The organism is Streptomyces brasiliensis (assembly GCF_014647875.1).
GTDB classification, from domain to species: Bacteria; Actinomycetota; Actinomycetes; order Streptomycetales; family Streptomycetaceae; genus Streptomyces; species Streptomyces brasiliensis.
Genome location: NZ_BMQA01000011.1, coordinates 44,594 through 66,148, shown reverse-complemented (window position 1 = coordinate 66,148; position 21,555 = coordinate 44,594). Strand labels below are relative to the sequence as shown.

The window sequence follows — 21,555 nt, the reverse complement described above, 5'->3', positions numbered from 1 at the left end:
CGCTTCAGTGGCGCACCGGCTCCGCGGCCATATAGGTGCGGCGCAGGAACCGCAGCAGGGCCTTCGACTCGAACTGCACGACGGAGACGCCGTGCGCGGAGTGGAACTCCACGACGGCCTGGACGCGGCCCAGCGGCCACACCCGTACGTCGCCGCTCTCGGCCGGGGCCCTTAGGCCCTGCTCCAGCAGAGCGCGGGAGAACGTCCACTCGTGCGGCCCGGGCAGCGGCTCGGGCAGGCCGATGCGCACCGATCGCGGGTCGGCCTCGGGGTCGTAGCGCAGGATGACGGGCACGGCGCCGGGGTCCGCCACAGCGTCCTCGTCCGTGACTATGTGAGCGCGTGCGTACTGTTCGACTACGGACATCGGCCAGCCCCTAACGCTGCGTTACGTAAACGAAGTATGTTCATCCGCTTCTCTTTCAATGTCACATATTTCCCGTATTACGCTCACCGAACCGTGACGTCTCGGATTCGTGAGACGACGGACTCGCTCTTGCAAAAGGTTCGCAACAAGCCTCTAAAATCAAACGGTGCACGTACCTGACGGATTCATAGACGCCCCCACCTCCGCGGTCACCGGCGTGGTCGCCGCAGGCGCCGTCGCCGTGAGCCTGCGCGGCGCGCGCCGGGAACTCGACGAGCGCACCGCGCCGCTGGCCGGCCTGGTGGCGGCGTTCATCTTCGCGGTGCAGATGCTGAACTTCCCGGTCGCGGCCGGGACCAGCGGGCATCTGCTGGGCGGCGCGCTCGCCGCCATCCTCGTCGGCCCCTGTACCGGTGTCCTGTGCGTGTCCGTCGTCCTGCTGATGCAGGGCATCCTTTTCGCGGACGGCGGTCTGACCGCGCTGGGCGTGAACATCACCGACATGGCGATCGTCACGACGGTCGTGGCGTACGCCGTCTTCCGTGCCCTGGTCAAGGTGCTGCCGCGCAAGCGGCGCTCGGTGACCGTGGCCTCGTTCGTCGCCGCGCTGGTCTCGGTGCCGGCCGCCGCCGTCGCCTTCACGCTCATCTACGCCATCGGCGGCACCACTGACGTCTCCCTCGGCAAGGTCGCCACGGCGATGGTCGGCGTCCACGTCCTCATCGGCATCGGCGAGGCGGTCATCACGGCGCTCACAGTCGGCGCCGTCGTCGCCGTACGCCCCGACCTGGTGTACGGCGCGCGGGACCTCCAGCAGCGCCTGAAGCTGCGGGTGAACGGCGAACTCGTCGACGCGCCCGCGGCCCAGCCCGTACCCGTCACCGCCCGCTCCCACCGCAAGCTGTGGATCACGGGCCTGGTCACCTCGCTCGTGCTCGCCGGGTTCGTCAGCTTCTACGCCTCGGCCGACCCCGACGGCCTGGAGAAGGTCGCCCACGACAAGGGCATCGACAAGAAGGCCGAGGAGCACGCGGCCGCCGACTCCCCGCTCGCGGACTACGGCGTCAAGGACGTCTCCGACGCCCGGCTGTCCGGCGGTCTCGCGGGCGTGATCGGTGTCGGCGTCACCGTCGTCGCGGGCAGCGCGGTGTTCTGGGCGGTACGCAGGCGCCGCGACCAGGACGTCTCCCCCGCGAACACGGGGGTCTGACATGGGGGCGGGACACGCACACCGGCTGTACAGGCACGGGCACTCACCCGTGCACGCGCTGCCGCCGCACACCAAGCTCGCCGCCGTCTTCGCCTTCGTGGTGGTCGTGGTGTCGACACCGCGGGAGGCGATGTGGGCGTTCGCGCTGTACGCCGTGCTGCTCGCGTTCGTGGCGTACCACGCGCGCGTGCCCGCCGGTTTCCTGCTGAAGCGGCTGCTGATCGAGGTGCCGTTCGTCACGTTCGCCGTGCTCATGCCGTTCGTGGCGGAGGGCGAGCGGGTGGACGTCCTCGGGCTGTCGCTGAGCGTGAGTGGCCTGTGGGGCGCCTGGAACGTGCTCGCCAAGGGCACGCTGGGCGTCGCCGCGTCGGTCCTGCTGGCCTCCACCACCGAACTGCGCGAACTGCTGCTGGGCCTGCAACGGCTGAAGCTGCCGCCGCTGCTCGTCCAGATCGCGTCCTTCATGATCCGCTACGGCGACGTCATCACAGGCGAGATGCGCCGGATGCGGATCGCCCGGGAGTCGCGCGGCTTCGAGGCGAAGGGCGTGCGGCACTGGGGCGTGCTCGCGAAGTCGGCCGGTGCCTTGTTCATCCGCTCCTACGAACGCGGCGAGCGCGTGCACCTGGCCATGGTCAGCCGCGGGTACGCCGGTTCTATGCCGGTCATCGACGAGGTGACCGCGTCCCGGGCCGAGTGGTCGTCCGCCCTCGCCCTCCCCTTCGCCGCCCTCGTCGTGTGTCTGCTGGGATGGACCCTGTGACTGCTGTGACCGAAGTGCCCGCCTCCCTCGAGGTTTCCGGCCTCGCCTTCGCCTACCCCGACGGCCACCAGGCCCTGTTCGGCGTGGACTTCCGCATCGCCCGCGGCGAACGGGTCGCGCTGCTGGGTCCGAACGGCGCCGGCAAGACCACCCTCGTGCTGCACCTCAACGGCATCCTGAGCGGCGGCGCCGGCACCGTGACCGTGGCCGGGCTGCCAGTGGGCAGGAAGCACATGGCCGAGATCCGGCAGAAGGTCGGCATCGTCTTCCAGGACCCGGACGACCAGCTGTTCATGCCGACCGTGCGCGAGGACGTGGCGTTCGGTCCGGCGGCGGCCGGGCTGAAGGGAGCCGCGCTGGAGGAGCGGGTGCGCACGGCGCTGGAACTGGTCGGCATGGCGGACTTCGCCGATCGCCCGCCGCACCATCTCTCCTTCGGCCAGCGCCGCCGGGTCGCCGTGGCGACGGTCCTGGCGATGGAGCCGGAGATCCTCGTCCTGGACGAGCCGTCCTCGAACCTCGACCCCGCCTCGCGCCGCGAACTGGCCGACATCCTGCGCTCGTTGGACGTCACCGTCCTGATGGTCACGCACGACCTGCCGTACGCCCTCGAACTCTGCCCCCGCTCGCTGATCCTGAGCGAGGGCGTGATCGCGGCGGACGGCCCGACGGGCGAGCTGCTGTCCGACGACACCCTGATGCGCGCCCACCGCCTGGAACTCCCCTTCGGCTTCGACCCGCGGTCGGTGACGGCGGGCGCGTGACCCGAGGCAACATCGCCATAACGATCCTCCTCGGTCGGCGAAACGAAGGAATCACAGGCTGACACAGGATGTTGCACCGCCTGTCGAAGGCAAGGCGAAGGGAAGTACGAACGTGGGCGGCACGGTCGTGAACGGCACGGTGGCCGGAGGCTTCGAGCCGGTCCGGGAGGCGTTCGTGCGCAACTTCGAGCAGCTCGGCGACCGGGGCGCAGCGGTCGCCGTGTACCGGGACGGCCACAAGGTCGTCGACCTGTGGGCCGGCACGAAGGACATCGACGGCGCGGCCCCCTGGGAGCACGGCACCGCCCAGATCGTGCGCTCCGCGACGAAGGGCGTCGCCGCCGCCGTACTGCTGCTCCTCCACCAGCGCGGAGAGCTGGACCTGGACGCGCCGGTGGGTACGTACTGGCCGGAGTTCAAGGCGGCCGGCAAGGAGCGGACGCTCGTGCGGCACCTGCTGGCGCACCGCGCCGGAGTCCCCGTGCTCGACCGGCCGCTGACGCCCGAGGAGGCCGCCGACCCCGACCTGGGTGCCGCGGCCGTCGCCGCGCAGGCGCCGGTGTGGGAGCCGGGCACGGACCACGGCTACCACGCGCAGACGTACAGCTGGCTGACCGGCGAGCTGGTGCGGCGGGTCACCGGCCGGACCGTCGGCGAGTGGATCGCCGACGAGATCGCGGAGCCGGTCGGCGCCGGGCTCTGGCTCGGGCTGCCGCCGGCGGAGCACGCGCGCGTGGGCCGCGTCGGCCCGGCCGGGACCCTCGAGGCGGAGGGCGCGCTGAAGACCCGCCCCAAGCGGTCCGTCGCCGAGGCCTACGCCGACCCCGAGTCGCTGACGAGACGCGCGTTCGCCGCGATCACGCCGCTCCCCGACGAGAACTCCCCCGCCTACCGCGAGGCCGTCCTGCCCGCCTCCAACGGCATCGCCACCGCCGACGGCCTGGCGCGCTTCTACGCCTCCCTCATCGGCGAAGTGGACGGCGGACGCAGGCTGTTCACCTCGGAGACGGCCGCTCTGGCCCGCGGCGAGCAGTCCGCCGGTCCCGACCGGGTGCTGGTGGTGAACACCCGCTTCGCACTCGGATACATGCTCCACGGGAGCGCGTCGCCGCTGCTGTCCCCCGGTTCCTTCGGGCACCCGGGCCGCGGTGGCGCCCTCGGCTTCGCCGACCCGGACTCGGGGATCGCCTTCGGCTACGTCACCAACGGCTTCCGCCCGGGTGTGACGGCGGACCCGCGCGCCCAGGCGCTGGTCAGGGCGGTGCGGACGGCACTCGCACAGCGGTAGCCGTCCGCACCGGCAGGGCACGACCGTTCACACGTGGATCGGGTGCGAGATCCGTCCGGAATCCGCGTCGATTTCCGTGTGGGCCTTGCTCAGCAGTTGCATCGCCAGTTCGTTGAGGGCGCGGGCACCCGCTATCTCCTCACCGACCCGTGGCTGATTGGAGTCGGTGTGGTGCCGGCTGGCCTGGCCGTGCGCCCGCACCTCCGTGCCGTCGGGCAAGCGCACCAGGGCCGCCGCCCGCGTGTGCTGTTCGTCCTCCATGAACTCCATCTCGATGTGCCATCCCACTGCGGTGTGCATCATGACGACCACCTCCGGAAACCGCTGTTACCAGGGTGCGCCCGACCGCCGGAGACGTCACGTCGGCACCGGACCGGCTTCGGACCGGACCGATCCGGCGTCAGGAGGCAGGCTTCTCGTCGAAGCTGGCGTAGTACGCGGCGACCATGTCCTCGTCGGCGTGCCCCTGTGCGGCGGCCCGGGCGAAGCGCTCGGCGGCGGCCGCGGCGACGTCGAGCCGTACCCCGCCCTTCTCGCCCGCCCGCACGATCAGCCGCGCGTCCTTCCCGGCGGTGTCCACCGCGAACTGGGCCGGAGTCAGCTTCCCGTCGAGCACGAGCTGGGCCTTGGCCCGCAGATAGCCCATGTCGAGCGGACCGCCGGCGATGAGGTCGAAGAAGTTATCCGGGTCGACGCCGAGGGCCTGGGCGAGGGCGACCACCTCGCCGCCGGCGGCGGTGACCGCGAGGACCCAGCTGTTGGCCACCAGCTTGAGCCGGGTCGCGCTGCCCGCCGCCGCGTCGTCGCCGGTCCACATCGTGCGGGCGCCGACCGCGTCGAAGACCGGCGCGACCGTCTCCCGGCCCTCCTGCGGACCGGCCGCGAGGACGGTGAGTTGTCCGGCCTCGGCGGGCTGGCGGGTGCCGAGAACGGGGGCGTCGTAGAAGACCAGCCCGTGCTGCCCGGCGAAGGCGGACAGCACGGGGATCGCCTCGATGCCGGCCGTGGTCGACTGCGCCCAGACGGCGCCGGAGCGCAGTGCCGGGGCCGCCTCGCGCATGACCTCCAGGACGGTGCCCCCGTCGTACAGCATGGTCAGCACGACGTCGGCGCCCTGGACGGCCTCGGCCGGAGTGTCAGCGACGTACGCGCCGTCGGCGGCCAGCGGCTCGGCCTTGGCGCGGGTCCGGTTCCAGGCCCGCAGGCCGTGTCCGGCCCGGGCGATGTTGCGGGCCATCGCGGCGCCCATGATGCCGGTGCCCAGGACGCTCACGGTGAGCTTGTCGGTCATACGTAGGTTCCTGTTCTCGTACGGCGCTTTGCGCCCAGCTTCCCCTACGACGCGGCCCCTGCAGCGCACAAGGGGCGTGGACGCGCCTACCCCGTGTGCAGCATCAGCCCGATCCCGACGACCAGCAGCCCCGCCGCCGCGATCCTCGGCCCGCCGAACCGCTCCTTGAAGAACACCGCGCCGATGGCGGCACCGACGATGATCGACGATTCACGAAGTGCTGCGATCGGCGCCAGTTCGGCCCGGGTCTGGGCCCACAGGACCAGGCCGTAGGCGGACACGGACAGCAGTGCCCCGAACAGGCCGAGAGCGGCGGAGGGGCGCAGCACGGCCGGCGTCGCACCCCGCCAGCGCCACACGGCGTACGCCGGGACGGCCAAGCCCTGGATCACCATCAGCCAGGCGGTGTAGCCGAGGGAGGTGCCCGAGGCGCGCACGCCGAGCCCGTCGACGACGGTGTACGCGGCGATGGACAGTCCCGTCGCGACCGCCGCCCCGATCGCCGCCCAGTCGGGCCGGTGTCCCCGCAGCCCCCACACCGCGACACCGGTGAGCCCGGCGCAGGCGAGCGCGATGCCCGCGGCGCCCCAGCGGTCGGGCACCTCGTCGGCGAAGAAGGCCGCGAACACCGTGACGACGAGCGGGGCCGTGCCGCGCGCGAGCGGGTAGGCCTGGCCGAAGTCGCCGAGCCGGAACGACGTCATCAGCAGGACGACGTACACGAGGTGGATGAGCGCGGAAGCGATCAGGTACGGCCACGCCCCCGCCGCCGGGAGCGCCGCGAACGGGGCGATGACCAGCCCGATCAGCACCCCGCCGGCCAGGATCAGCGTGAACGCGACGAGCTTGTCGGTGATCTTGTGGGCGATGGCGTTCCAGCTGGCATGGGTGACCGCGGCCAGCAGGACGGCCGCGGTGACGGCCGGCGTCACGAAGTGTGCTCACGCACGTCCACGAGGCTGGCACCGGCCTGGGCGACGAGTTCCTTGGGCTCCATGGGAAAAACGGCGTGCGGGTTCCCGGCGGCGGCCCACACGACGTCGTGCGCGAGCAGGGAGCGGTCCGCGAGGACCCGGGTGGTGTGGCGGTGCCCGAAGGGCGGCACCCCTCCGATCGCGTATCCGGTGAACTCCCTCACGACGTCGGCGGAGGCCCGCGTGACCTTCTCGGCCCCGAGTTCCTCACGCACCAGCTCCACGTCGACCCGGGACGCGCCGTCCATCAGCACCAGCACCGGCACGCCGTCCGCCGCGAAGATCAACGACTTGCAGATCTGGCTCAGCTCGCAGCCGATGGCCGCGGCGGCCTCGGCCGCGGTACGGGTGGCGTCCGGGAAGCGCCGTACGCGCGCGTGGAGTTCACCGAGTCCGCGTTCGTCCAGGGCGGCGGCGAAGAGGGGGTGGGCTCCGGAGCCCTCGGCGTCAGTGGCGGCTGTCGTCGTCATGGAGGGCACCGTAGCGGTACGTGTAGGAGGCAGGCGACCTGGTTTACGCACGGGCGGGCGACCGGGCGCACTTCGGGCGGCCGGGTTCACGGCACGGGCGGGCGACCAGGTGCACGGCATGACGAGGCCGGTGAGGGCAGCGCCGTCCCCACGGATCCCTCACCAGCCGGTCCTTCACACGGCGCGCGTGCTACACGCGCACGAGCTCCCGGTCCTCGTCCCGGGGGCGGTCGTCGTGGGCGCGCAGGCCCTCGCCCTCGACGTCGACGTTGGGCAGGGCGCGCTCGAGCCACTTGGGCAGCCACCAGGCGCGCTTGCCGAGCAGGGCGAGCACGGCCGGGACGATCGCCATCCGGACGACGAACGCGTCGAAGAAGACCGCGATCGCCAGGCCGAAGCCGATCATCTTGATCATGGCCTCGCTGGAGTCGATGAAGCCGGAGAAGACGGCGATCATGATGACGGCGGCGGCCGTGACGACCCGGGCACCGTGCTTGAAGCCGGTCACCACGGCCTGCCTCGGCTTCTCCCCGTGGACGTAGGCCTCCCGCATCCGGGTCACGAGGAACACCTCGTAGTCCATGGCGAGGCCGAAGACCACGCCGACCATGAAGATCGGCATCATCGACATGACCGGTCCGGTCTCCTCGACGCCCATCAGGCCGGACAGCCATCCCCACTGGAAGACCGCGACCACGGCGCCGAGGGCGGCCAGCACGCTGAGCAGGAAGCCGAGGGCCGCCTTCAGCGGGACCAGGACCGAGCGGAAGACCACGATCAGCAGGAGGAAGGCGAGGCCCACGACCAGGGTCAGATACGGGATCAGCGCGTCGTTCAGCTTCTGCGAGACGTCGATGTTCATCGCCGTCGAGCCGGTGACCAGGACCTTCGCGTCGGTGTCGGCCGTGATCTCCGTGCCCTTGTCACGGATGGCGTGGACCAGGTCCTCGGTGGTCGCGGAGGACGGCTTGGACTTCGGGATCACCGTGATCGTGGCGGTGTCCCCGGCCTGGTTGGGCGCGGGCGGGGTCACCGTCACCACGTCGTCGAGGCCCTTGATCTCGTCGCCGACCTGGCGGAACGCGCTCTTCGGGTGGGCACTGCCCTGTGCGTCGACGACGACCAGCAGCGGCCCGTTGAAGCCGGGGCCGAATCCCTCGGAGAGCAGGTCGTAGGCGCGGCGCTGGGTGGTGGAGGTGGGCTGGGAGCCGTCGTCGGGCAGGCCCAGTTCGAGCGAGGCGGCCGGAACGGCGGCGGCCCCGAGGCCGACGACGCCGAGCAGCAGGACGGCGACCGGGCGCCGTACGACGAAGCTCGCCCAGCGGGTGCCCAGGTTCGGCTTCGCCGACGTGCGACGGGCCGCGCGCCGGCCGCCCAGCAGTCTGGTCTTCTCGCCGGCCGGCTTCACCTTGCGGCCCGCGTAGCCGAGCAGCGCGGGGATCATCGTCAGGGCGATCAGCACCGCGACGGCGACCGTGCCCGCGGCGGCCACGCCCATCTTGGTCAGCATCGGGATGTTGACGACCGACAGGCCGACCAGGGCGATCACGACCGTGAGCCCGGCGAAGACCACGGCCGAGCCCGCGGTGCCGACGGCGCGTCCGGCGGCCTCCTCCCGCTCGCGCCCCTCGGCGAGTTCGGCACGGTAGCGGGAGACAACGAACAGCGCGTAGTCGATGCCGACGGCGAGGCCGATCATCGTCGCCAGGGTGGAGGTGGTGGTGCCCAGGTCCAGTGCACTCGCGAGGGCGGTGATGGTGGAGACGCCGATACCGACGCCGATCAGTGCGGTCAGCAGCGGGAGTCCGGCGGCGAGCAGCGAGCCGAAGGTGATGACGAGGACGACGGCAGCGATCGCGATGCCGATGACCTCGGTGGCCCCGGTCTCGGGTGCCGCGCTCAGCGCGTCACCGCCGACCTCGACCGTCAGCCCGGCGTCCCGTGCGTCCTGCGCGGCCGTCTCGAGGGCCTCGCGCGAGGAGTCCTCGAGTTCCATGCCGGAGACCTTGTACTTCACCGAGGCGTACGCGATCGTGCCGTCCTTGCTGACGGCGTGCCCGGTGTAGGGGTCGGCGACGGAGGCGACCTCGGAGCCGTCCTTCAGCGCCTCGACCGTCTTCCGCACGGTGGTCTTGTTGCCGGCGTCGGTCATCTTCTCGCCGCTCGGTGCCTTGAAGACGACCCGGGCGGTGGCGCCGTCGGCGCTCATCCCGGGGAAGCGCTGTTCCAGCAGGTCGAAGGCCTTCTGCGCCTCCGTACCGGGGATGGAGAAGGACGAGTTGCCGGCCGCGGGGGCGCTCGCAGCGCCGACGCCGGCCAGCGTCAGCAGCGCCACCCAGATCAGGGCGACGAAGTGCCGTCGCCTGAAGGCGAGCCGGCCCAGTTTGTAGAGGAACGTGGCCACGAGGGCGTACTCCCGGTCAGTCGTGGGGTGGTCAGGGCAGGGGTGATCAGCCCGTGGGGTGACAGGGGTGATCGGCCCGACGACGTGAGCGGTGACGTCAGGTGGGGCTGGTGAAGGGGTGGGTCAGCCGGCCGAGGAGGTCCGGCCGGTGTGCACGCCGAGGGCGGGGAGGACCACGGCGTCGATGTACGAGAGGAGGAACGTCTGCGTCGGCGGCTGATCGTCGATCAGGGTCCGGGCGGCGAAGGCTCCGATCATCATGTGCACCACGTAGTCGATCGCAGGGTTGTCCGCACGGACCTCACCCCGGTCGATCGCCCGCTGCAGCACAGCGCGGAACATCACCATCTCGGGCTCGACGAGATGCTCCCGGAACGCCTTCAGGAGGTCCGGGTTGGCGTGCATCGCCATGGCCAGGCCCCGCATCAGCGCGGAGTTCTGCTCCATCTCGCAGTCGTCCGAACGCCGCGTGAGGGCGTGCAGATCACCCTTGAGGGTGCCGGTGTCGACTCCTTCGAGCATGCTGCCCGGCTTGTTGTGCCGCACCGCCTTCGCGACCAGTTCGGCCTTGCCGCCCCACTGGCGGTAGAGGGTGGCCTTGCTGGAGCGGGTGCGGGCGGCGACGGCGTCCATGGTGAGGGCGTCGTAGCCGACCTCGCGGAGCAGATCGAGCACGGCCTCGTACAGCTCGGCCTCACGCTCGGGCGTGATGCGACTGCGCCGCGCCGTTGCGGTCTCAGTCATGCCACTCACCCTTTCCCACTCCGAACGACACGGTTTCGTACGTGACGAATGTAGCGCAGCCCTTCTGCGAAACGAAACCGTTTCGTACGTGCAGTGGGTCACGTCCGTCAATTCCGTATAAGTTGCTGGTGTCCATCCCCCGGAAAAGCATGGGGAGGTGAGCTATCTGCGCCTACCGCATCTCAGCGGCGACCTGTTGTGCTTCGTGGCCGAGGACGACCTCTGGCTGGCCCCGCTCGACGCCCCGGGCCGCGCCTGGCGGGTCACGGTCGACCGCACCAAGGCCGGCCACCCCCGTTTCTCGCCCGACGGCGGCCGGATCGCGTACACGAGCTGGCGCAGCCTGGTGCCCGAGATCCATCTGGTGGACGTGTCCGGCGGACCCGCGCGGCAGCTGACCTACTGGGGCAGCGCCGACACGCGCGTGTGCGGCTGGACCCCGGACGGCGACCTCCTGGCCGTCGCCTCCCACAACCAGCCCTTCTCGTACTTCAGCTGGGCCTACAAGGTCTCCCCCGACGGCGACCCCGGCCGCAAACTCCCCTGGGGCCCGGTCTCCGACATCCAGGTCGCCGACCTCGACGGCGAGCGCAAGTCCCTGCTGCTCACGGGCACCCCGCCGCACGAACCGGCCTCCTGGAAGCGCTACCGGGGCGGTGCGATGGGCCGGCTGTGGCTGCACGGGCAGCGGCTGCTCGAGGGCATCGGCGGGCATCTCGCCTCCCCCATGTTCGTCGGCGGCCGTATCGCGTTCCTCTCCGACCACGAGGGTGTCGGCAACCTCTACTCGTGCGCCTACGACGGCTCCGACCTGCGTCGCCACACCGACCACGACGCCTTCTACGCCCGCAATGCCGCCAGTGACGGCACCCGGGTCGTCTACCAGTGCGCCGGTGACCTGTGGATCGTCGACGACCTGTCCCCGCATTCCGTGCCGCGCAGGCTCGACGTACGGCTGTCCGGCCCCCGCGCGGGACGCCGCAGGTACCAGGTGCCGGCCGCCCAGCACGTGGACGGCCTCTCGGTCGACGAGACGGGCCGGGCCAGCGCCGTCGTCGTCCGCGGCAGTCTGCACTGGCTCACCCACCGCGACGGCCCGGCGCGCACCCTCACCGACACGCCGGGCGTGCGGGTCCGCCTCCCGGAGATGCTCGGCTCGACCGGGCAGGTCGCCTATGTCACGGACGCGGAGGGCGAGGACGCGATCGAGATCGCCTATCTGCCCCGGGCCAGCGGCGACCGCGAACCCCGCCGGCTGGCCCAGGGCGAACTGGGCCGGGTCCTGGAACTGGTGTCGGACCCGCTCGGCGAGCGCCTCGCCATCGCCGCGCACGACGGCCGGCTGCTGCTCCTCACCGTGTCCGACGATACGGCTGCCACCACGGGGACCGAGGACTCCGGGGGCACCTCCGGGACGGAATCCGGGGGAGGCGAGGTCACCGAGCTGATCCGGTCCATCAACGGGCCCGTGCGCGATCTGGCGTTCTCACCGGACGGGGACTGGCTCACCTGGTCGCACCCCGGGATCGGGCGCTCGCTTCGGCAGATCAAGCTGGCCCGCATCTCCGGAACCGGGCAGACGGGGGCCCCGGACCGGCTGATCGTCGACGTGACCGACGGCCGCTTCGAGGACGAGAACCCGGTGTTCACCCGGGACGGCCGCTATCTGGCGTTCCTTTCCTGGCGCGGCTTCGACCCGGTGTACGACGTCCACACCGGCGACCTGTCCTTCCCGCTCGGCTGCCGTCCGTACCTCGTCCCGCTGTCCTCGGCCACACCCTCCCCCTTCGCCCTCAACCCGGAAGGCCGGCCGGCCGCAGGCGGGCTCGATCCCTTGGAGGACGAGGAGACCGGCGACAGCAGCGCGGTGACCGTCGAGGTCGAGGGGCTGGAGAGCAGGGTCTGGCCGTTCCCGGTCACGGCCTCCAAGTACTCGGCGCTGTGCCCGGTCTCCGGCGGCGGGCTGGTCTGGCTGCGCTGGCCGATCTCCGGCGCGCTCGGCGAGACGTTCGCCAACCCCAACGACCCCAGCGAGCGCCCCACCCTCGAGTACTTCAACCTCACCAAGGCGAAGAAGTCCGAACTCGTCGGCCACCTGGACTGGTTCGCGGTGAGCGGCGACGGCACGCGCCTGGTGGTCATGGACGAGGGCGACCTGCGGGCCGTACCCGCCACCGAGGTCGGCGACAGCGACTCGACCACCTGGATCGACCTGCGCCGCATCCTGCACGAGGTCGACCCCGGCGCCGAGTGGCGCCAGGCCTACGAGGAGGCTGGCCGCCTCATCAGGGCCTACTTCTGGGACCCGAGCATGTGCGGCATCGACTGGGACGGAGTGCTCGACCAGTACCGCCCGCTCGTCGAACGGGTCGACTCGCCCGACGAGTTCGCCGATCTGCTGCGTGAGGTCCTCGGCGAACTCGGCACCTCCCACGCCTATGTGGCCGCCGCCCGCCGCAACGAGGGCCCGCCCCACTACCAGCGCTACCAGGGCCTGCTCGGCGTCAACCTCGTGTACCGGGACGACGGCTGGATGGTCAAGCGGATCCTGCCCGGCGACTCCTCCGACTCCAAGGCCCGTTCCCCGCTGGCCGGCACGGGCATCCGCGAGGGCGCGGTGCTCACACACGTGGACGGCCGGCCCGTGGACCCGGTGACCGGCCCCTTCCCTCTCCTCGCGGGTTCCGGTGGTACGACGGTGGAGCTGACCTTCACCCCCGCCGAGGGCGAGGCGGGCCGGGCGCGCCGGGTGGCCGTCGTCCCACTGATCGACGAGCGACCCCTGCGCTACCAGGACTGGGTGACCAAACGCCGTGGGGTCGTACGGGAGTTGAGCGGCGGCCGGTGCGGCTATCTGCACATCCCGGACCTGGGCGGCTCGGGCTGGGCCCAGTTCAACCGCGACCTGCGCAAGGAGGTGTCCCGGCCCGCGCTGATCGTGGACGTGCGCGGCAACGCGGGCGGGCACATCAGTGAGTTGGTGATCGAGAAGCTCACGCGCACCATCCTCGGCTGGGACCTCACCCGCAACGCCCAGCCCGTGTCGTACGCCTCGAACGCCCCCCGGGGACCCATCGTGGCGCTGGCCGACGAGGCGACCTCCTCCGACGGCGACATGATCACGGCGGCGATCAGACTCCTCAAGCTCGGTCCGGTCATCGGGCAGCGCACCTGGGGCGGCGTGGTCGGCATGACCGGGCGGCACACACTCGGGGACGGCACGGTGATCACGGTCCCCATGAACGCGGCCTGGTTCGACGCGTACGGCTGGTCCGTCGAGAACCACGGCGTCTCCCCCGACCTGGAGATCCTGCGCACGCCCCTGGACTGGGCGGAGGGCCGCCACGCGCAGATGGACGACGCGGTGCAGCTGGCCCTGGACCTGCTGTCCACCCAGCCGGCCGCGGTACCGCCGGACTACAGCGACGTGCCTGATCGGTCGCGACCCAAGCTGCCGCCGCGCGCATGAGGCCGGTGCACGGCAGGGCTCTGCGGGGCGGGGCTTCGCGGGCATGAGAGAGGGCGCCCCCCTCGAGGGGCGCCCTTTCCACCGGACCTCCGACGTCAGGCGTCGTAGTCCTGGTTGAGTCGGTCCTCGTCCTCGCGACGGATGCGCTCCGACTCCTCGTCACGCTGCTGGCGGCCGCGCTGGGGCTGCTGCTTGGCCTGGTCGCCGGCCTGCCGCGCCTTCTGCTTGCCCTGCTGGGACTTCTCCTGGAACTGGTCCTTCATACCCATGTGGGTTCACTCCCGTGGGGTGTCTGGGGATCGGCCCCTGCTGGGGCCTGTCCGGCCCTCGGTGGGGCCTCGACCAGATTCACACGGGCGAACACGCTGCGCATGTCGATCAGTTACGGTCCGTAGCGCGCTCCCGTTCGTCGGCCGCCCCACCTGCGCCGACGAGCCCGGTGCGCATGCCCTGCAGCCGGGGTGCGAACCGCCGCATCTCGCGCTGCCCGACCGTCCCGATGAGCCCCGGCAGACAGCCCCGCACCCCCTGCATCCCACGCAGCCACCACTGCCCGTACACATGGCTCGACCGGCGCTCGATCCCGGCCACGATCCGGTCCACGGCGGGACCCAGCGGGTACGTCTTGTTGGACGGCCACGGCAGCCGCTGCCGGAGCTCCCGCATCACGTCCTCCTGGTCGGCGCCGCGCACCATGTCGGTGTCGGTCCACGACAGGTACCCGACGCCGACGCGCACGCCCTGGTAGCCGACCTCGGCGCGCAGGCTGTGCGCGTACGCCTCCACGCCCGACTTCGACGCGCAGTACGCCGTCATCATCGGCGCCGGCGTGATCGCGGCGAGCGAGGCGATCTGCAGCAGATAGCCGCGGCTCTCGACGAGCACCGGCAGGAAGGCACGGGCCGTCACAGCCGAGCCGATCAGATTGACCTCGATCACCCGCCGCCAGGCCACCGGATCGGAGTCGATGAACGGTCCGCCGGTCGCCACACCGGCGTTGGCCACGACGATGTCGACCTTGCCGAAGCGCTCCTTGACCTCCCGGGCGACCCGCGTCATCGCCTCGTGGTCGGTGACGTCGGCGTACCAGTGATCGCTCTCGCTGCGCAGCCGCCCGGAGGCCTCCTTGAGCGCGTCCTCCTCCAGACCGACCAGCGCCACCTTGGCGCCGCGCGCGGACAGCTTGCGCGCGAGCAGCTCACCGACGCCGCGCGCGGCTCCGGTGACCACCGCGACCTGCCCTTCGAGGCTGACCCTGCTCATGCGCCCTCCTTGACATGTGCGTCCGCCGTATCTGCCATGTCCGCCGCGTCTGTCGTGTCCGGTGTGTCGGTCGTGTGCGTGAGGTACGTCGAGACGAGGGCCCGGATCTCCGCCGTGACCAGCTCGGGGGCTTCCACCGGGGTCATGTGTCCGAGACCGGGGAGCTCGGTCAGGCCGACGCACGCCGGTAGCGCGGTAGCGAGCGCCCGCGCGTGCACCGGCGGCGTGAGCCGGTCGGCGGTGCCGGCGACCACCGCCGTCGGGACCGTCAACTCCCGTACACCGTGGTCGAGATCGAGCCGATCCAGCACCACTGCCCAGGCGCCGCGCACGGCGCGCGGGCAGGCGTGCACGATCCGCGCGCACGCCTCCACCATGTGCGGGGCCGAACCGGCGCCCATCGTGGCGTACTTGAGGATGCGCTTCGCGACCGGCGTGACCGGTCCGAGCGGGGCGCGCGAGCCCAGGATGCGCCCCGTGACCCAGGTGCGGACGCGCCCCGCCCGCAACGGCACGACGCACGCCTCCGCCACGAGCCGCGAACTGCCCGTGCTGCACAGCAGAACGGCGGCCGCGTGCTCCCGGAAGCAGGCGCGCCCGGACGCGGCCATCACGGTCATCCCGCCCATGGAGTGGCCCGCGATCACGGCCTTCTCGCCGGGCGCGAGGGTGTGCGCGAGCACCGCTTCCAGGTCGTCCGCCAGCGCACCCGTGGTGCAAGCGGAGCTCGCGGGACTGCGCCCGTGCCCCCTCTGGTCGTACGCGATGACGCGGTGGTCGGCGGCCAGGTCCCGGATCTGCGCCGCCCAGAAGGCGGTCGAACAGGTCCAGCCGTGCGCGAGGACGACAGGGGGCGCGTCCTCGGGACCGTGCACCTCGACGTGCAGGCGCGCGCCGTCGGCGGAGACCACGGTGAGCTCGCGCGCGGGGGCGGGCGGCTCGTAGGGGCCCGAGGTGAAGGGCGTCAGACGGCTCACGCCTCCACCCCCACCTGGGAGCCGTCGAGTGCCGACGCGCCGGTCTCGAGCGCGGGCGCGCGCAGCACGTCGTACTCCGCGAGGTCCACACGCCGTGTCGCGCGCCGGAACTCGGTGGTCGTGCCGGGCCAGACGGTGACGTTGCGGCCGTTGGCGTCCAGGTACCAGCTGGTGCAGCCACCGGTGTTCCACACCGTGCGCTTCATGCGCTCCTGCACCTTGTGGTTCCAGGCCTGTACGGCGGCGGGGCGGGCGTCGAAGGCGGCGCGGCCGCCGAGGACGCCGAGCTGGCGGACGTAGTCGGCCATGTAGTTCAGCTGGGACTCGATCATCAGGATCATCGAGGAGTTCCCGAGACCGGTGTTGGGCCCGATGATCGTCATCCAGTTGGGGAAGCCGGCCGCCGAGGCCCCGCGCAGCGCCTGCATCCCGTCCTTCCAGCTCTCCGCGAGAGTCACGCCCTCCGCTCCCACCACCCGCTCGGCGATGGGCATGTCGGTGACGTGGAAGCCGGTACCGAAGACGATCGCGTCGACCTCGGCCTCGCTCCCGTCGGCGGCGACGAGGGTCGAGCCGCGGACCTCGGTGAGCCCGCTCGCGACGACGTCCACGTTGGGCTGCGCGAGCGTCGGATAGTACGTGTTGGACAGCAGGATCCGCTTGCAGCCGATCCGGTAGCCGGGGGTGAGCCTGGCGCGCAGGGCCGGGTTCTTGATGGCGCGGGCCATGTTGCGCTTGGCGAGCTGCTCGACGAGTCCGAGTTCGTCGGGGTGCTTGGTGAAGGCCTGGACCTGCAACTCCCGGATGCCCCACAGCAGTCCGCGCCGGGCCTGCGCGGTGAAGGGCAGCCGCTGGTGCAGCCAGCGCTCGGCACCGGTGATGGCCCGGTCTACGCGCGGCATCACCCACGGCGGTGTGCGCTGGAAGAGGGTCATCCTCGAGACGAGGGGCTGGATGGACGGCACGATCTGGATGGCGGAGGCGCCGGTGCCGACCATCGCGACGCGCTTGCCGCGCAGGTCGTAGTCGTGGTCCCAGCGGGCGGAGTGGAACACCTTGCCGGGGAAGGAGTCCAGCCCCGGGATCTCGGGGATCTTCGGGTCGGACAGTGGCCCGGTGGCGGAGACGACGATGTCGGCGGAGAGCGCGCCGCTGCTGGTCTCGATGTTCCAGCGCAGCTTCTGCGTGTCCCAGCTCATCAGCTTCACCTCGGAGTCGAACCGAAGGTGCGGCCGCAGATGGAAGACGTCGGCGACGCGCTCGAGGTAGGCGCGGATGTGGTCCTGCCCCGAAAAGGTACGCGGCCAGTCGGGGTTGGGCGCGAAGGAGAAGGAGTACAGGTGGGACGGTACGTCGCAGGCGCACCCGGGGTAGCTGTTGTCCCGCCAGGTGCCGCCGACGCCGTCCGCCCGTTCCAGGACGACGAAGTCGGTGATTCCCTCGCGGCGCAGGCGCACCGCCGCGCCCAGCCCGCCGAACCCGGACCCGATCACCGCCACCCGTACATGCTCGTGCTCGGCCATCCCGCAGCCTCCCGGCATCACATTGGATTGCGCCAGTAATCACTGGCGCAATGGGAGACTAGAGCAGCTCCGTACTGATGGGTAGGGGTCGGGGACCGGAAAGTTACCAGCGGTACAACATAGGCTTCTGGCGTGGCAGCAGACGGAGGACAGGGCGCGGGCCCGAGCGGTGAACGGGCGGGGGACGAGCAGACCGGCCCCCGTGAGTACCGCATGGAGGAGCTGGCCCGCCTGGCCGGCATCACGGTGCGCACCCTGCGCTTCTACCGCGAACGCAAGCTGATCCCGCCGCCCCGCCGCGAGGGCCGCATCGCCTGGTACGACGACCACCACCTGGCCCGCCTGCGTACGATCTCGGCACTCCTGGAACGCGGCCACACGCTCAACGGCATCGCGGAACTCGCCGAGGCCCTCGATCAGGGCCGGGACGTCGCCGACCTCCTCGGCGTCGGCGCCCCCACCGAGGAGGAGCCGGTCCGCCTCACCCCCGAGGAACTCGCCGCCCGCTTCGACGGCGAGGTCACCCCGGAGAACCTCGCCGCCGCCCTCGACCTGGGCTATCTCGGCACCGACGGCGACGAGATCGTCCACATCAGCCGCCGCCTCCTGGAAGTCTCCTCGGCACTGGTGCGCGAGGGCATCCCGCTGGCCGAGGTCCTGACGGCGGGCCGCCGCGTCCGCGAACACGCCGACGCCCTGGCCGAAATCTTCACCGACCTGATCCTGCGCCACGCCCCCGAGGAGGACCTCCGACGCCTGCGCCCCCTGGCCCGCAGCGTGGTGGAGGCGGAACTGTCCCTGGCGCTGGACCGGAGGTCGCGCAAGGAGGAGTGAGCCGGGCGGTCTTTCGGAAGGGCCGGCCTTCAGAGGTCGTAGACGACGGTCACGGGCGCGTGGTCGGACCACCGCTCGGCGTGCGTGGCCGCCCGCTCCACGAACCCCTTGACCGCCCGGGCCGCGAGCCCCTGCGTCGCGCACTGGTAGTCGATGCGCCAGCCCGCGTCATTGTCAAAGGCACGGCCGCGGTACGACCACCACGAGTACGGCCCCTCCACGTCCGGATGCATCTCCCGTACGACGTCGACGTAACCGCCGTCGGCCGGGTCGAGGACGCGGCTCAGCCACTCCCGTTCCTCCGGCAGGAAGCCGGAGTTCTTTGTGTTGCCGCGCCAGTTCTTGAGGTCGGTCCTCTGGTGGGCGATGTTCCAGTCGCCGCAGACGACGACCTCCCGCCCGTCGGCGGCGGCCCGCTCGCGCAGCCCCTTGAGATGGGCGAGGAACTCGCCCATGAAACGAACCTTCTCGTCCTGCCGCTCGGTACCGACCTCCCCGGAGGGGAGGTACAGGGAGGCGACCGTGACACCGGGCAGGTCGGCTTCGACGTACCGCCCGCTCGCGTCGAACTCGGCCGAGCCGAAGCCGATGCGGACGCGGTCGGGCTCGCGCCGCGTGTAGAGGGAGACGCCCGCGCGGCCCTTGGCGGCGGCCGGGGCGTGCACGACGTGCCAGCCGTCGGGCTGCCGCACGCCGTCGGGCAGCTGGTGCGGCTCGGCGCGCACCTCCTGCAGACAGAGCACGTCCGCGGACGTCCCGGCGAGCCACTCCACGAAGCCCTTCTTCGCGGCGGCGCGCAGCCCGTTCACATTCACCGAGGTCACTGTTAGCAAAACACTCTCCTCGACCTCACAGTCGACCCCATCGGCAGGACGCGTTGTCCGAGGTCACAGTCAGCACCCGGGCACGATACCGGCACACTGGACGCAGTCCGCTTCCGCCACCTGCATAGAAGTACGATACTCAGCATGAATATACGCCGCGTTCCCTTCGACCACCCCGACGCCGTCAAGCTGAACGACGAGGTCCAGGCCGAATACCACCTGCGCTACGGCGACGGCGGCGACGCCACGGTCCTGAACGCGTCGGACTTCGAGCCCCCGAAGGGCGTCTACCTGATCGCGTACGACGAGGCCGACTGCCCCGTGGCCACCGGCGGCTGGCGCAGCCAGGACTCGAACGGCGAGGGCAACGAGGACGGCGACGCCGAACTCAAGCGCATGTTCGTGATCGAGGCGATGCGCGGCCGCGGCCTGGCCCGCCGCATGCTGTTGGCCCTGGAGGACGACGCCCGTGCGGCCGGCCGCGTCCGGATTGTCCTGGAGACGGGCACGAAGCAGCCGGAGGCGATCGCCCTCTACACGTCCAGCGGCTACGAGCCGTGCGTGAAGTTCGGCTACTACCGTGAGTACGAGGACAGCCTCTGCTACGCGAAGCCCCTGCGGCCCGAGGCGGCGCAGTAATTCACGTCACAGCAGTGACGACCGCGGCCGGCCCTTGGGGGTCGGCCGCGACGCCTCCTGTTGCCGCGAACACGATGAAGCCCCAATCGACTCCTGCCGACTGGGGCTTCATGCTGCGTGGACCTGAGGGGATTTGAACCCCTGGCCCCCTCGATGCGAACGAGGTGCGCTACCGGACTGCGCCACAGGCCCTTGCAACGAGTGAAACTTTAGCATCCCCGTCGGGGTGCTTGGAAATCCGTTCCCCGACTGGTCAGGGGGCGGGTTCCCGGGGTGCGGCCGCGGCCGGCTGTCACTCGTTGGCCGCGCGCGGGCGGTCGCCGTCCTCGTACTGGTCGAAGAGCGGCGTGCGCCCGCGTTCACGCGCGCGGCGGGCGGAGGCGGCACGGCGGGCGTCACTGCGTCCGCCGACCGCCGGCTTGTCCTCCGCGTCGGGCGCCGGCTCCAGCGCCTGCGCGCCCCGCGCGGCCGCCTCGGCCTCCTGCTCAGGCGCGACGGAACTGGAACGCGCCGAACTCCAGGTGTCGGGCGCCCCCAGGTCCACGTCGGACGTGGCCCGCGGCGCGACCGGCGCGGTCACGTACGTGGGCAGCGGCACCGGGACGGGGTCCCAGCTGTCCCCGTGCGCGGGCCGCTGCCGGCGCTCACGCTGCTGGTCCACCCACTCCGCGTGGTCCGTCTGCTCGACGAGGGCTCGCCGGTCCGCGGCGAGGGCGGACAGTCCCGGGTCGGTCCCGGCCGCTGGGCCCTCGTCCGGTTCGTCGGAGGCGGCACCCTCGTCGACGGGCGCGCGCCTGCGCGGCTGGCGCTCCCGCAGGCGCTGCGCGGCGGCTTCGGCTTGGCGCCGGTCCATCTGGTAGGCGAAGCGGCGGCGTTCCTGGGAGCGCAGGTACGCGATGTACGCGCTGAGCATGACGGCGGGCACGCCGGGCGCCCACAGGAACGTGAGCCCTCCGACGGCGGCCACGATGGCGCCGAGCGTGAAGGCTAGGAAAAGCGCCACCGTGGTGCGCCGACGGCGCGCGAGGACCTTCGAGCGCTGGGCGCGCGCTGCAGCCGCCTGCGCGGAGGGCGTGCGCCGGGCGGCCGGTACGCGCTTCTGCGCGGGCTCGGAGGGGGACTTGAGCGCCGGGGCGGATGCGGGGGTGGGCGCTGGTGCGGTTTCACGCTGGCGCGCGGAGGCGGATTCACGCTGGCGCGCAGGCGCGGACGCCGGCGCGGAAGCCTGGTGGGGCGCCGGTGCGCTCGCGCGGCCGCGCGCCTGTTCCGCGCGCGCCGGTGCCTCCGGCTCGCCCTCCTCCCGTACCTCCGCCCGCACCTGACGGCGTGTCGGAGGCATGGCGAAGGCCCGGACGTCCACCGAATCGGTGACGACGCCCGGAGCGACGGAAGCACGCTCCCCCTCCTGGGCGGAGCGTGCCCGCAGGTCCTTGGCGTACCGGCGCTCCATTCCCGCCCGTCCGGACAGCAGCCGGATGGCGGTGCTGAAGCGTTCCGTAGGACGGGCCTCGTTCAGCTCGTCCTGCCTACGGAGCCACATCGGCACCAAGTAGGCGGCCCAGGCCCCGACAATGACTGCGTAGATGAGGCCGCTGCTGCTCACGCCTCACACGGTAGAGGGGTTTGCGTGAGGCCATCTGCCAATTGCGCCGGTGTGTCGCACGATCTGGCTGATATTTCGAGCTTTTTTTGTGACGGATCCGATCAGCAGGCCGCCGTCACCGCGAATTCAATGCCCGGACACTGTCACC

The 21,555-nt window shown here is 71.5% G+C and carries 20 protein-coding genes and 1 tRNA gene; 7 read left to right on the top strand and 14 right to left on the bottom strand.

Going from position 1 to position 21,555, the window contains the following annotated elements; genetic code table 11:
• Positions 1–4 precede the first annotated feature (4 nt).
• On the bottom strand, positions 5–367 hold the full coding sequence (locus IEZ19_RS19040; protein WP_189312415.1) for an SsgA family sporulation/cell division regulator: 363 nt from the start codon (positions 365–367) through the stop codon (positions 5–7).
• Between the two features lie 166 nt (positions 368–533).
• Between IEZ19_RS19040 and IEZ19_RS19035 the strand changes: the two genes are divergently transcribed.
• From IEZ19_RS19035 to IEZ19_RS19020, 4 genes are all read left to right on the top strand, one after another.
• Positions 534–1,577, top strand: coding sequence for an energy-coupling factor ABC transporter permease (locus tag IEZ19_RS19035; RefSeq protein WP_189312414.1), 1,044 nt, complete (start codon positions 534–536; stop codon positions 1,575–1,577).
• Position 1,578: 1 nt separating this feature from the next.
• Positions 1,579–2,340: a cobalt ECF transporter T component CbiQ gene (gene cbiQ, locus IEZ19_RS19030; protein WP_189312413.1), complete on the top strand. Its 762-nt coding sequence runs from the start codon at positions 1,579–1,581 to the stop codon at positions 2,338–2,340.
• Positions 2,328–3,104 (top strand): energy-coupling factor ABC transporter ATP-binding protein, encoded by a 777-nt coding sequence (locus IEZ19_RS19025; protein WP_189312412.1) that lies wholly within the window; start codon positions 2,328–2,330, stop codon positions 3,102–3,104. The genes cbiQ and IEZ19_RS19025 overlap by 13 nt, the downstream gene beginning before the upstream one ends.
• 112 nt (positions 3,105–3,216) lie before the next feature.
• Complete coding sequence (locus tag IEZ19_RS19020; protein WP_229840473.1) at positions 3,217–4,392, top strand: serine hydrolase domain-containing protein; 1,176 nt, start codon at positions 3,217–3,219, stop codon at positions 4,390–4,392.
• 27 nt (positions 4,393–4,419) lie between these two features.
• Here IEZ19_RS19020 and IEZ19_RS19015 read toward each other — a convergent pair whose 3' ends face one another.
• The 6 genes from IEZ19_RS19015 to IEZ19_RS18990 all read right to left on the bottom strand — a co-directional run bounded on the left by IEZ19_RS19015 (position 4,420) and on the right by IEZ19_RS18990 (position 10,275).
• Positions 4,420–4,695, bottom strand: coding sequence for a DUF1876 domain-containing protein (locus IEZ19_RS19015; protein WP_189312411.1), 276 nt, complete (start codon positions 4,693–4,695; stop codon positions 4,420–4,422).
• 97 nt (positions 4,696–4,792) lie between these two features.
• Positions 4,793–5,683, bottom strand: a complete 891-nt coding sequence (locus tag IEZ19_RS19010; RefSeq protein ID WP_189312410.1) for an NAD(P)-dependent oxidoreductase — start codon at positions 5,681–5,683, stop codon at positions 4,793–4,795.
• A gap of 86 nt (positions 5,684–5,769) precedes the next feature.
• Entirely contained in the window at positions 5,770–6,615 is an 846-nt protein-coding gene (locus tag IEZ19_RS19005) for an EamA family transporter (RefSeq protein WP_189312409.1), read from the bottom strand.
• Positions 6,612–7,127: a YbaK/EbsC family protein gene (locus tag IEZ19_RS19000; protein WP_189312408.1), complete on the bottom strand. Its 516-nt coding sequence runs from the start codon at positions 7,125–7,127 to the stop codon at positions 6,612–6,614. Before IEZ19_RS19000 ends, IEZ19_RS19005 begins: the two co-directional genes overlap by 4 nt.
• 190 nt (positions 7,128–7,317) lie before the next feature.
• A complete protein-coding gene (locus tag IEZ19_RS18995; protein WP_189312407.1) occupies positions 7,318–9,531 on the bottom strand; it encodes an MMPL family transporter in 2,214 nt (737 codons plus the stop codon).
• A gap of 123 nt (positions 9,532–9,654) precedes the next feature.
• Entirely contained in the window at positions 9,655–10,275 is a 621-nt protein-coding gene (locus IEZ19_RS18990; protein ID WP_189312406.1) for a TetR/AcrR family transcriptional regulator, read from the bottom strand.
• Positions 10,276–10,432: 157 nt separating this feature from the next.
• On the opposite strand from IEZ19_RS18990, the gene IEZ19_RS18985 reads away from it, so the two are divergent.
• Positions 10,433–13,744, top strand: coding sequence for a S41 family peptidase (locus tag IEZ19_RS18985; protein ID WP_189312405.1), 3,312 nt, complete (start codon positions 10,433–10,435; stop codon positions 13,742–13,744).
• A gap of 95 nt (positions 13,745–13,839) precedes the next feature.
• Here the strand turns inward: IEZ19_RS18985 and IEZ19_RS18980 are convergent, their stop codons facing one another.
• From IEZ19_RS18980 to IEZ19_RS18965, 4 genes are all read right to left on the bottom strand, one after another.
• Entirely contained in the window at positions 13,840–14,013 is a 174-nt protein-coding gene (locus tag IEZ19_RS18980; protein WP_189312404.1) for a hypothetical protein, read from the bottom strand.
• Positions 14,014–14,122: 109 nt separating this feature from the next.
• Positions 14,123–15,007 (bottom strand): SDR family oxidoreductase, encoded by an 885-nt coding sequence (locus tag IEZ19_RS18975; RefSeq protein ID WP_189312403.1) that lies wholly within the window; start codon positions 15,005–15,007, stop codon positions 14,123–14,125.
• Positions 15,004–15,984, bottom strand: a complete 981-nt coding sequence (locus IEZ19_RS18970; protein ID WP_189312402.1) for an alpha/beta fold hydrolase — start codon at positions 15,982–15,984, stop codon at positions 15,004–15,006. Before IEZ19_RS18970 ends, IEZ19_RS18975 begins: the two co-directional genes overlap by 4 nt.
• The gene (locus IEZ19_RS18965; protein ID WP_189312401.1) at positions 15,981–17,507 is read right to left on the bottom strand and encodes a flavin-containing monooxygenase; all 1,527 of its coding nucleotides are present in this window, start codon (positions 17,505–17,507) and stop codon (positions 15,981–15,983) included. Before IEZ19_RS18965 ends, IEZ19_RS18970 begins: the two co-directional genes overlap by 4 nt.
• Positions 17,508–17,720: 213 nt before the next feature.
• Here IEZ19_RS18965 and IEZ19_RS18960 point away from each other — a divergent pair, with 213 nt between their 5' ends.
• Entirely contained in the window at positions 17,721–18,341 is a 621-nt protein-coding gene (locus IEZ19_RS18960; RefSeq protein WP_189312551.1) for a MerR family transcriptional regulator, read from the top strand.
• Positions 18,342–18,370: 29 nt separating this feature from the next.
• On the opposite strand, the gene IEZ19_RS18955 is transcribed toward IEZ19_RS18960, so the two are convergent.
• The gene (locus IEZ19_RS18955; protein WP_189312400.1) at positions 18,371–19,174 is read right to left on the bottom strand and encodes an exodeoxyribonuclease III; all 804 of its coding nucleotides are present in this window, start codon (positions 19,172–19,174) and stop codon (positions 18,371–18,373) included.
• Positions 19,175–19,309: 135 nt separating this feature from the next.
• On the opposite strand from IEZ19_RS18955, the gene IEZ19_RS18950 reads away from it, so the two are divergent.
• Entirely contained in the window at positions 19,310–19,804 is a 495-nt protein-coding gene (locus IEZ19_RS18950; RefSeq protein WP_189312399.1) for a GNAT family N-acetyltransferase, read from the top strand.
• A gap of 118 nt (positions 19,805–19,922) precedes the next feature.
• On the opposite strand, the gene IEZ19_RS18945 is transcribed toward IEZ19_RS18950, so the two are convergent.
• Positions 19,923–19,996: transfer RNA gene (locus IEZ19_RS18945), tRNA-Ala, on the bottom strand.
• Between the two features lie 100 nt (positions 19,997–20,096).
• On the bottom strand, positions 20,097–21,407 hold the full coding sequence (gene sepX / locus IEZ19_RS18940; RefSeq protein ID WP_189312398.1) for a divisome protein SepX/GlpR: 1,311 nt from the start codon (positions 21,405–21,407) through the stop codon (positions 20,097–20,099).
• Positions 21,408–21,555 lie beyond the last annotated feature (148 nt).

What these genes read in the sequence shown, in the direction of transcription:
- IEZ19_RS19040 (WP_189312415.1), bottom strand. Translation starts at nt 367, where the DNA reads ATGTCCGTAGTCGAACAGTACGCACGCGCTCACATAGTCACGGACGAG.
- cbiQ (WP_189312413.1), top strand. Translation starts at nt 1,579, where the DNA reads ATGGGGGCGGGACACGCACACCGGCTGTACAGGCACGGGCACTCACCC.
- IEZ19_RS19025 (WP_189312412.1), top strand. Translation starts at nt 2,328, where the DNA reads ATGGACCCTGTGACTGCTGTGACCGAAGTGCCCGCCTCCCTCGAGGTT.
- IEZ19_RS19015 (WP_189312411.1), bottom strand. Translation starts at nt 4,695, where the DNA reads ATGATGCACACCGCAGTGGGATGGCACATCGAGATGGAGTTCATGGAG.
- IEZ19_RS19010 (WP_189312410.1), bottom strand. Translation starts at nt 5,683, where the DNA reads ATGACCGACAAGCTCACCGTGAGCGTCCTGGGCACCGGCATCATGGGC.
- IEZ19_RS19000 (WP_189312408.1), bottom strand. Translation starts at nt 7,127, where the DNA reads ATGACGACGACAGCCGCCACTGACGCCGAGGGCTCCGGAGCCCACCCC.
- IEZ19_RS18990 (WP_189312406.1), bottom strand. Translation starts at nt 10,275, where the DNA reads ATGACTGAGACCGCAACGGCGCGGCGCAGTCGCATCACGCCCGAGCGT.
- IEZ19_RS18980 (WP_189312404.1), bottom strand. Translation starts at nt 14,013, where the DNA reads ATGGGTATGAAGGACCAGTTCCAGGAGAAGTCCCAGCAGGGCAAGCAG.
- IEZ19_RS18975 (WP_189312403.1), bottom strand. Translation starts at nt 15,007, where the DNA reads ATGAGCAGGGTCAGCCTCGAAGGGCAGGTCGCGGTGGTCACCGGAGCC.
- IEZ19_RS18965 (WP_189312401.1), bottom strand. Translation starts at nt 17,507, where the DNA reads ATGGCCGAGCACGAGCATGTACGGGTGGCGGTGATCGGGTCCGGGTTC.
- IEZ19_RS18960 (WP_189312551.1), top strand. Translation starts at nt 17,721, where the DNA reads ATGGAGGAGCTGGCCCGCCTGGCCGGCATCACGGTGCGCACCCTGCGC.
- IEZ19_RS18950 (WP_189312399.1), top strand. Translation starts at nt 19,310, where the DNA reads ATGAATATACGCCGCGTTCCCTTCGACCACCCCGACGCCGTCAAGCTG.